Annotated in this window: 10 protein-coding genes and 1 pseudogene; 8 read left to right on the forward strand and 3 right to left on the reverse strand. The window is 65.6% G+C overall.

From position 1 onward, the window contains the following. Positions 1-12: 12 nt before the first annotated feature. On the reverse strand, positions 13-468 hold the full coding sequence (gene soxR, locus BLV97_RS04295) for a redox-sensitive transcriptional activator SoxR (protein ID WP_035842351.1): 456 nt from the start codon (positions 466-468) through the stop codon (positions 13-15). 90 nt (positions 469-558) lie between these two features. Between soxR and BLV97_RS04300 the strand changes: the two genes are divergently transcribed. From BLV97_RS04300 to BLV97_RS04320, 5 genes are all read left to right on the forward strand, one after another. Further along, positions 559-945: a VOC family protein gene (locus BLV97_RS04300; protein ID WP_035842354.1), complete on the forward strand. Its 387-nt coding sequence runs from the start codon at positions 559-561 to the stop codon at positions 943-945. 183 nt (positions 946-1,128) lie between these two features. Next, positions 1,129-2,622: a cysteine--tRNA ligase gene (locus BLV97_RS04305; protein ID WP_035842356.1), complete on the forward strand. Its 1,494-nt coding sequence runs from the start codon at positions 1,129-1,131 to the stop codon at positions 2,620-2,622. Between the two features lie 229 nt (positions 2,623-2,851). Then, entirely contained in the window at positions 2,852-4,474 is a 1,623-nt protein-coding gene (cimA, locus tag BLV97_RS04310) for a citramalate synthase (protein ID WP_035842358.1), read from the forward strand. Further along, complete coding sequence (locus tag BLV97_RS04315) at positions 4,471-5,232, forward strand: squalene/phytoene synthase family protein (protein WP_035842360.1); 762 nt, start codon at positions 4,471-4,473, stop codon at positions 5,230-5,232. Before cimA ends, BLV97_RS04315 begins: the two co-directional genes overlap by 4 nt. 70 nt (positions 5,233-5,302) lie before the next feature. After that, a complete protein-coding gene (locus BLV97_RS04320) occupies positions 5,303-5,626 on the forward strand; it encodes a hypothetical protein (RefSeq protein ID WP_092163961.1) in 324 nt (107 codons plus the stop codon). Positions 5,627-5,644: 18 nt separating this feature from the next. Here BLV97_RS04320 and BLV97_RS04325 read toward each other — a convergent pair whose 3' ends face one another. Continuing rightward, positions 5,645-6,865, reverse strand: coding sequence for an MFS transporter (locus BLV97_RS04325; RefSeq protein WP_373296442.1), 1,221 nt, complete (start codon positions 6,863-6,865; stop codon positions 5,645-5,647). Positions 6,866-7,005: 140 nt separating this feature from the next. Between BLV97_RS04325 and BLV97_RS04330 the strand changes: the two genes are divergently transcribed. The 3 genes from BLV97_RS04330 (at position 7,006) to BLV97_RS04340 (ending at position 9,103) form a co-directional block, all read left to right on the forward strand. Continuing rightward, positions 7,006-7,638: a DNA-3-methyladenine glycosylase family protein gene (locus BLV97_RS04330; protein WP_035842425.1), complete on the forward strand. Its 633-nt coding sequence runs from the start codon at positions 7,006-7,008 to the stop codon at positions 7,636-7,638. Beyond that, positions 7,635-8,291: an alpha/beta hydrolase gene (locus BLV97_RS04335; protein WP_035842427.1), complete on the forward strand. Its 657-nt coding sequence runs from the start codon at positions 7,635-7,637 to the stop codon at positions 8,289-8,291. Before BLV97_RS04330 ends, BLV97_RS04335 begins: the two co-directional genes overlap by 4 nt. A gap of 227 nt (positions 8,292-8,518) precedes the next feature. Beyond that, the gene (locus BLV97_RS04340; RefSeq protein WP_035842429.1) at positions 8,519-9,103 is read left to right on the forward strand and encodes an HNH endonuclease; all 585 of its coding nucleotides are present in this window, start codon (positions 8,519-8,521) and stop codon (positions 9,101-9,103) included. A gap of 140 nt (positions 9,104-9,243) precedes the next feature. On the opposite strand, the pseudogene BLV97_RS21925 reads toward BLV97_RS04340, so the two are convergent. Next, positions 9,244-9,447 (reverse strand): annotated as a pseudogene (locus tag BLV97_RS21925) (hypothetical protein); the annotation flags it as partial. Positions 9,448-9,545: the final 98 nt, after the last annotated feature.

Here is a 9,545-nt window from a genome sequence, read left to right on the forward strand (position 1 = left end):
GGTGGGGAGGGCTCAGCCAGCCGGCGCATCGCCCATCAGATAGCGCGGGCCCGGGCCGCGCTGGCCGGCGCGGTCGGCGGGATTGTAAAGTGCGCAGCGGTCAAGCGACAGGCAACCGCAGCCGATGCAGCCGTCCAGCTTGTCGCGCAAGCTGGCCAGCGCCGCGATCCTCGCGTCGATATCGCGGCGAAAGGCGCCCGAAATGCCGGCCCAGTCCTCGCGCGTTGGCGGGCGGCCCTCGGGCAGGCCGGCCATGATCTCGGCGATACGGGCCAGCGGAAAGCCAAGGCGCTGCGCGATCATCACGAAGGACAGGCGGCGGATATCGGCGCGCCCATAGCGGCGGTGACCGCCGGCGTTGCGCAAGGGCGCGATCAGCCCGACCGTCTCGTAATGCCGGATCGCCGAGACGGCGAGCCCGGTACGCGCCGCCAGATCGCCGATCGCCAGTCCGCCCTTGGATGCCATGGGGTCGCTCCTGAAAATAATGCTTGATCTCAAGTTCACTTTAGAAATTACAAAGGCAGGCATCGAAAGCCAAGAGGAAAGGACGAATCGATGCCTGCGATGCTGGAACATGTGAACATGACGGTGACCGACCCCGAAGCGACGGCGGCGATGCTGGGGCGGCTGTTTGGTTGGGGGGTGCGCTGGCGGGGGGCGGCGAAGAACGGCGGGCATACCGTGCATGTCGGCACCGACGCCCAGTACCTTGCGCTGTTTTCCGGCAGTGCGGGGGCGGCGCTGGTGCCGAACCACGACAGCTACAGCCTGCGCGGCGGGCTGAACCATGTCGCGGTGGTGGTCGATGACCTCGATGCCGCCGAGGCACGGGTGCGCGCCGAGGGGCTGACCGCCCATTCCCACGCCGATTACGAACCCGGCCGGAGGTTCTATTTCCACGATACCGACGGGATCGAATACGAGGTGGTCAGCTACCCCTGACCGCTGCGCGCACCCCCTTGGCAGGCGGCGGCCAAACGGGTAACGTCGCGGCCATGAAAACGAACGGCATCTGCTGCACCATCTGCATTACCGGCTGACATCGTCAGGCGGGCCGTTCCTCTGTTTCAAAGCCAGATCGAACCTGATACGCCCGCCGGCGCCAGCTTGGCGAAGGGAAACGTCATGGTCGAGATACGGCTGCACAACACCAAGACCCGCCGCAAGGAACGCTTCGATCCGATCGATCCGGACAATGTGCGGATCTATGTCTGCGGCCCCACGGTCTATGACCGCGCCCATCTGGGCAACGCGCGGCCCGTGGTGGTGTTCGACACGCTCTTTCGGCTGATGCGCCATGTCTACGGCGCAGATCACGTCACCTATGTGCGCAACTTTACCGACGTCGACGACAAGATCAACGCCCGCGCCGCGACATTGGCCGAAGGGGGCGACGCACGGTCGCTGGAAGAGATCATCCGCGCCCTGACCGACGAGACCATCGGCTGGTATCACGCCGACATGGATGCGCTGGGGGCGCTGCGCCCGACGCAGGAGCCGCGCGCGACGCACTACATCGACGACATGAAGGATATGATCAGCACATTGATCGACAAGGGGTTCGCCTATGTCGTGCGAGATCAATCCAACAACCCGCCGGAAGAATTTGTCTTGGCGGACCGTGAAGCATTGCTCTCTAGTCATGCGCTTTTTGAAGTTCAAAAGTTTGAGCGTTACGGGCAGCTTTCAGGCCGGTGGTTGGATGACATGATCGCGGGTGCTCGGGTTGAGGTCGCGCCTTACAAACGGAACCCAATGGATTTCGTCCTCTGGAAGCCCTCGACGGACGATCTGCCCGGCTGGGGCAGCCCCTGGGGGAGAGGGCGTCCCGGCTGGCACATCGAGTGCTCCGCTATGTCCAAAGCACTACTGGGCGATGTCTTCGATATTCATGGTGGGGGTATCGACCTTCAATTTCCTCACCACGAGAACGAGATCGCACAAAGCTGCTGTGCAAATGGAACCGAGGAGATGGCGCGCTACTGGATGCATAACGAGATGCTGCAGGTCGAGGGCAAGAAGATGTCCAAGAGCCTGGGGAATTTCTTCACGGTGCGGGATCTCCTGGAGCAGGGCGTGCCGGGGGAGGTGATCCGCTTCGTGATGCTGAGCACGCATTACTCGAAGCCTATGGACTGGACGGCCGAGAAGGCGGCGCAGGCGAAGGCGACGTTGGCCAAATGGTATCGGGCGACGAACGGGATCGAGGCTGCGCAGAGCGTGCCGGATGCCGTGGTCCAGGCGCTGGCAGATGATTTGAACGGACACATGGCTATTGTCCACCTCTACGACCTTCTTAACCGGGACATGCTTTCCGAGTTGAAGGCCGCAATTTCGTTCTTAGGTTTTGGCGAGGCAGAAGAAATAAAATGGTGGCGTATGGATCCGCTGGTGACGGGCTATGGCGTGTCACCGGGGCAGATCGCGGAGATACCGCCGGTTCTCGATCAAATTGTAAGACGTATCCAAGCTTTGCGTGATGAACGCAGGTATGATGAAGCGGATGCGATGCGCTCGGCTTTGCGTGACGCTGGCGTCGAGGTGCGGATCACGAAGTCCGGGCCGGAAACTATGCTCCTGCCTGACTTCGATCCCGCCAAACTGGACGCTCTCGAATGAGCCGCCGTGACCTGACCACGGAGGGCAGCGCCGGTCACGCGCGGGGGGGGCGTGAAGCGCCCGCCCCGTGGGGGGGCGGGTCGGGCGCTGCCCGGGCCGTCGGCCCGGGCCGAGTAGTTTGCCGTTCGGACGCATCGGGGCCGAGGTGCGGGGAGGCTGCCTACAGCGGCGCCGGGGCTCTGCCCCGGACCCCGGAGTATTTTCGCCAAGATGAAGGGAGGACGGCGTGATGGCCAGGGAACGCCTCTATCTCTACGACACGACCCTGCGGGACGGTCAGCAGACGCAGGGCGTGCAGTTCTCGACCGCCGAGAAGACGCAGATCGCGGCGATGCTCGACGGCTTGGGTGTGGATTACATCGAGGGCGGTTGGCCCGGGGCGAACCCGACCGACAGCGAGTTTTTCGCGGTGCGGCCCGAGACCCGGGCCGTGTTCACCGCCTTCGGCATGACCAAGCGCGCGGGGCGCTCGGCCGCGAATGACGAGGTGCTGGCCGGCGTGATGAACGCAGGCACCCCGGCTGTTTGTCTGGTGGGCAAGACGCATGATTTCCATGTCACCACCGCCCTTGGGATGACGCTGGAGGAGAACCTCGAGAACATCGAGGCCTCGGTCGCGCATATCGTCGCTGAGGGGCGCGAGGCGCTGTTCGATGCCGAGCATTTCTTTGACGGCTGGAAGGCGAACCGCGATTATGCGCTCGATTGCCTGCGCGCCGCCGAACGGGCGGGGGCGCGTTGGGTCGTGCTGTGCGACACCAACGGCGGCACGCTGCCCGCCGAGGTGCGGGCGATCGTGGCCGAGGTGATCGCCGAAGGCATCCCCGGCGAACAGCTGGGGATTCATTGCCACAACGATACCGAAACCGCGGTGGCCGGCAGCCTGGCCGCCGTCGAGGCCGGCGTGCGCCAGATCCAGGGTACGCTGAACGGGTTGGGAGAACGCTGCGGCAACGCCAACCTGACCGCGCTGATCCCGACGCTTTTGTTGAAGGAACCCTATGCCAGCCGCTTCGAGATCGGCGTCAGCCGCGAGGCATTGAAGGGCCTGACGCGGGCAAGCCGCAAGCTTGACGATATCCTCAACCGGGTGCCCTTGCGCGCGGCCGCCTATGTGGGTGCCTCGGCCTTTGCGCACAAGGCGGGGCTGCATGCCAGCGCCATCGTCAAGGATCCCTCGACCTATGAACATGTCGATCCGGGTCTGGTGGGCAACGAGCGCGTCATTCCGATGTCGAACCAGGCCGGGCAGTCGAACCTGCGCGCGCGCCTCAAGGACGCGGGGATCGAGGTGGCGCCGAAGGATCCGGCGTTGGGCCGCATCCTGGACGTGATCAAGTCGCGCGAGGATCAGGGCTATGCCTATGATGGCGCGCAGGCAAGTTTTGAGCTGGTCGCGCGGCAGGAGTTGGGCCTGATGCCGCGCTTCTTCGAGGTGAAGCGCTACCGCGTGACGGTGGAGCGGCGCAAGAACAAGCGCGACCGGATGGTGACCTTGTCCGAGGCCGTCGTGGTGGTGAAGATCGGCGACGAGAAGAAGCTGTCGGTTTCCGAGAGCATGGACGAGATGGGCGCCGACCGCGGCCCGGTGAATGCGCTGTCGAAGGCGCTGGGCAAGGATCTGGGTCCCTATCAGGCCTGTATCGACGACATGCATCTGGTCGATTTCAAGGTCCGCATCACCCAGGGCGGGACCGAGGCCGTCACCCGTGTCATCATCGACAGCGCCGATGGCCAGGGGCGGCGCTGGTCCACCGTGGGGGTGTCGGCCAACATCGTCGATGCCTCGTTTCAGGCGTTGCTGGACGCCATCAACTGGAAGCTGGTGCGCGACGGGGTGCGCCCGGCATGAGCCTGGAGGCCTGCGCCGCACTGGTCGAACGTGGAGACCCCGAGCGGTTCGTCACCGCGCGCGGCCCGGCGGCGGCGCGGCTGATGCCGCTTTACGCCTTCAACCTAGAGATCGCCCGCGCTCCCTGGGTGACGGCCGAGCCGCTGATCGCCGAGATGCGCCTGACCTGGTGGGACGAGGCGCTGGAAGAGATCGCCGCAGGCCGGCCGCCCCGCGCGCATGAGGTGGTGATACCCCTGGCCGGCGTGATCCGCGACGCCGCGCTGCCCATGGGGCCGTTTCACGAGATGATCGCAGCGCGGCGCTGGGATGTCGCGGCTCAGCCTTTCGCCGACGAGGCCGCGCTTTGGGCGCATCTGGAGGCCTCGGCGGGCAATCTGATGTGGCTGGCGGCGCGGGCGCTTGGTGCGCCAGAGGCGGCGCGCGATGTGGTGCGCGATTTCGGCACCGGGGCGGGGCTGGCGGCCTGGCTGCGCGCGGTGCCGGCCCTTGTGGCGCGCGGGCGGGCGCCGCTGCCCGAGGGCGTGGACCCGGCGGCGCTGGCGCGGGCCGGGCTGGGGCGCATCGCCCGGGCTCGGGGGGGGCGGCGCATGGTGCCGGCCGCGGCGTTGCCGGCGATGCTGGCAGGGGCCGGCGCGGGCAGCATGCTGCGCCGGGTGCTGCGCGACCCTGACGCGGTGGCGCGGGACGGGCTGGATCGGTCGGAATTCGCCCGGCGCTCGGGGCTGCTGGCGCGGGCGATTTCCGGGCGCTGGTAACCGCGCGTTTGCAATTACAGGCGCAAAGGATTTATACCTTCACAGGCAAAGGTTGTGCTTGGGGTGCCCCATGGCATTTTCATTTCGCGAGACCCAGCTGGTCAAGGGGATGCTTGCGCGCGGCGACAAGCAGCATGATATTGCAGCCTATTTCGGCGTGAACGGAGGTCGGGTCGCAGAGGTCGCCACGGGCGATTGTGATTACCCCACGGCACCGGCTGCGCCCGCCGACAGGCTTCCTCCCCCCGGTCCTTATGTGTCGCTTCGAACGAAGCAGGACGTGATCAATATACTTGAAGAGGCCGCTGAGTTGATTGACGGCGCGGGCAACGCGAGCGAAGAGGCGGCTTTTGCCTCGGATGTGCTGAAGACGGCATTGGAAAAGTTGCGCTGAAGCGCGCGCCGGCGCTGTTCAGGCTTCCTTCGGGCGCAGCACCAGCCAGATCAGCGCCCCGCCGGCAAGGACCAGGAACGGCGCCATGGCGATGTTGACCATCTCCCAGCCCGCCTGGGGCGTGCCGCCCGAGCAGTTCATCAACCCGCCCGAGGCGAGCGAGGCGAAGGTCACGCCGCCGAAGACGATCACGTCGTTGAGGCCCTGCATCCGGCCGCGCTCTTCCGGCCTATGGGCGCCGGCCAGCATCGAAGTCGCGCCGATGAAGCCAAAGTTCCAGCCGATCCCCAGAAGGACCAGGGCGCCGTAGAAATGCATCAGGTTGACGCCTGACATCGCGACAAGCCCGGCACCGGCCAGGATCACCAGCCCGGTGGCGATGATCCGTTCGACACCGAAGCGGGTGATCAGGAAGCCAGTGAAGAATGAAGGGACATACATCGCCAGCACATGGGCGGTGACGATATTCGCGGCGTCCCCGGTATGAAAGCCGCAGCCGACGACGGCCAGCGGGGTCGAGGTCATCACCAGGTTCATCAGCGCGTAGGATACCGTGGCGCAGATCACCGCCACGGCGATGCGCGGCGTGGCCAGCAGCTGCCGCCGCGTGCGCCCATGCGGCGCACCGTGATCGGGAACCGGCGGCTTGGGGATGTCGAGCAGCAAGAACAGCCACATGCCGACCAGGTTCAGCGCGATCACCGCCAGATAGCTGCCCAGGAACGGCACCACCAGCGCCCCGGTCGTGGCCTTCACCAATTGCGGCCCGATGATCGCCGAGGCAAGCCCCCCCGCCATCACGTAGGAAATCGCCTTGGGGCGGAAGTCGTCCGAGGCGGTATCGGTCGCGGCAAAGCGGTAGAAGTTCTGCGCCGACATGTACATGCCGGTGAACAGCGCGCCCAGCAGGAACAGCTCGAACGAGGCGACGTAGAGCGCATAGGACGAGATCGCCGCCCCCGCCATACCGCCGACCGATCCCAGCATGAACCCCGCCCGCCGACCCAGCCGCTGCATCAGCGCCGAGATCGGCGTTGCCGCCAGCATCGAGCCGATCACGATCATCGAGATCGGCAGCGTCGCGAGGCAGGGATTGGGCGCGAGCGATTGACCCGCGAGCCCGCCGATGGTGAAGTTGATCGGCAATTGCGCGCCAAGGAAGGCCTGCGCGGCGACCAGCACGGTCACATTACGCTTGGCGCGGGCATCGGATCGGGGGGCGGTTTGGGGGGCGCTCATGGTCATGCGCTATCGGTAGTGGCCACACGCACAACTGTGAAGTCCGAAAATTGCGCGGGGCTGCGATCGCTGGCGCGAGCCCCCGGGGCAATTCGCCTCCGGCGGGAGTATTTGAACCAAGATGAAGGACGAAAAGCGGCATGGGCATCGGGCGGATCATCGAGAGCGCGGCCTGCGTCACCGAGGGGCTGGACTGGCTGGTCACGCGTGAGCCGCGTTTTGCGGCGGCGATGGCCGTGGCCGGCGAGGTGCCGCTGCGGCGTCGGCCGGACGGGTTCGGGGCGCTTGTCGATGCGATCGTGGCCCAGCAGGTCAGCGTAGCCTCGGCCCGCGCGATCGGGGGGCGGCTGCGGGCTGCGGGGCTTGAACAGGCCGAGGCGATCGCAGGCGCCGGGGACGAGGCGCTGCGGGCCTGCGGCCTGTCGCGCCCGAAGATGCGCTATCTGCGCGCGCTGGCCGCGGCCGGACTGGATTTCGACGCGCTGCGGTCGCTGCCGGACCGGGAAGTAGTCGCCACACTGGTCGCGGTGCCCGGGATCGGGCGCTGGACGGCCGAGGTCTATGCGATGCTGGCGCTGGGGCGGGCCGATGTGTTCGCGCCGGGTGATCTGGCGCTGCAGGAGGCCGCGCGCGGCATCTTCGGGTTCGAGGCCCGACCGTCGGAGGCCGAATTGCGTGCCATGGCCGACGCGTGGTCCCCCTGGCGCGGCGTTGCGGCGCGGCTGATGTGGGCCTATTACGCACGGGTCCGGCAAAGGGAAGGGATCACATGACGCGCGCATTGGAATTCGGTCGCAAGGGCCCCGAGAAGGGCACAAGCCTGGTGGTGCTGCTGCATGGCTATGGCGCGGACGGCAACGATCTTCTGGGGCTGGCTGATCCCTTGGCGCCGCACCTGCCGGGCACCGTCTTCGTGGCGCCCGACGCGCCCGATCCTTGCAGCGGCAATCCTTTTGGCCGGCAATGGTTCCCGATCCCCTGGCTCGACGGCTCGTCCGAGGCCGAGGCGGCGGCGGCAATGGCCGAGGCTCAGGCCGATCTGGCCGCCTTCGTGCAGGCGCGCATGGCGGCCGAGGGGGTAGGCGAAGCCCAGACCGCGCTGATCGGCTTTTCCCAGGGCACGATGATGGCCCTGCATCTTGCGCCCCGTTGGCCGCAGCCCTTCGCCGCGGTCGTGGGGTTTTCAGGCCGGCTTCTTCGGCCCGAGACGCTTGCGGCAGAGGTGGTTTCTCGTCCGCCGATCCTGCTGGCGCATGGGGATCAGGACGATGTCGTGCCCTTCGACGACATGAACCGGGCCGGACGCGCGCTGCAGGAAGCCGGTTTCGACGTGTATGGCCATGTCATGAAGGGCACCGGCCACGGCATCGCCCCCGACGGTCTGGGCGCGGCGCTGAGCTTCCTGCGCGAGCGTCTTCCGGGCTGATCGGGCGCTTGGCGGCCCCGGCGAGTGCTGACTTTCGGCCCGGCGGCGCTATCTGTCATTCTGCTGTGACATCGGCCGTTTATCCACAGGCGCAAGCCACTGCATCTGCGGGGCTTGCCAGGCGGGAAACGCCAGATATAGTTGATTCCAGCTGGGCGGAGCGGCCCGCCCAATCCACCGTGCCCCCGCCGCGCGCTTCGGGGCCGGACGGAAAAGGGGTTGCGTCAATGGATGGAGATTTCAGGACTACCTTCGTGCGGGAACCGGCTGCGCTAAAGCAGTATCCGGCACTGGTCCTGAATGCCGACTATCGGCCGCTAAGCTATTATCCGCTATCGCTTTGGCCCTGGCAGGAGGCGATCAAGGCGGCCTATCTGGACCGGGTCACCATTCTGGCGGAATATGAATCCGTGGTGCGAAGTCCGACGACCGAAATCCGAATACCGTCCGTCGTCGTGCTGAAAGAATTCATCAAACCGCAGAAGCGCGTGGCCTTCACGCGCTTCAATCTTTTTCTGAGGGATGAATTCCGCTGTCAGTATTGCGGCGCCAAGGGGGACCTGACCTTCGATCATGTTGTGCCGCGGGCGCGCGGCGGGATCACCTCTTGGGAAAATGTCGTGGCCGCCTGTTCGCCGTGCAACCTGCGCAAGGGCTCGAAGAGCCTGCGCCAGGTAGGTATGACCCTGCGCAAGCCGCCGCGTCAGCCCAGCGCGTCGGACATGCAGATGATCGGCCGACGTTTTCCGCCGGGGCATCTGCATGAAAGCTGGTTGGACTTCCTGTATTGGGACGCCGAATTGGAGGCCTGAACGGCTTGCAGGCGGGGCGTTTGTAGAGGAAAGCATAGTGTTCACTCAAAGGGCGGTTCAGCTTCCCTCATGGAAGCATCGGATTCACCGCGCCTCATAATTCTTGATACTTGGGTCTCCCGCGTTTATCTGTATTTCATTTAAGAGTTTGATATTGTTGTATTTATAGATGAAGATGGCGCGGCGGCTCGGGGTCGGGCGGATTTTGGCAGCCTCAGGGCATCGAAGAGTTCCAATCGCTCCGGTGTGGTTCGACTGATGCGCTGCAGGGTGCGGGTGCCTGCGCGAGCGGTGTGCTTCTGAATGTGGGCGAGCATATCGGGGGCGGTGCGCGGACTTGTGGCAAGGTGAGCTACCCCCCGAAATTCGGACACTGACATAAGCTACGATTTGCAGTCTGCTGATCTTCGACGAGAAGGAGATCAGAGATGTCGAAACGCAA

The sequence above is a fragment of the Allgaiera indica genome (assembly GCF_900106675.1).
Taxonomy (GTDB): domain Bacteria; phylum Pseudomonadota; class Alphaproteobacteria; order Rhodobacterales; family Rhodobacteraceae; genus Acidimangrovimonas; species Acidimangrovimonas indica.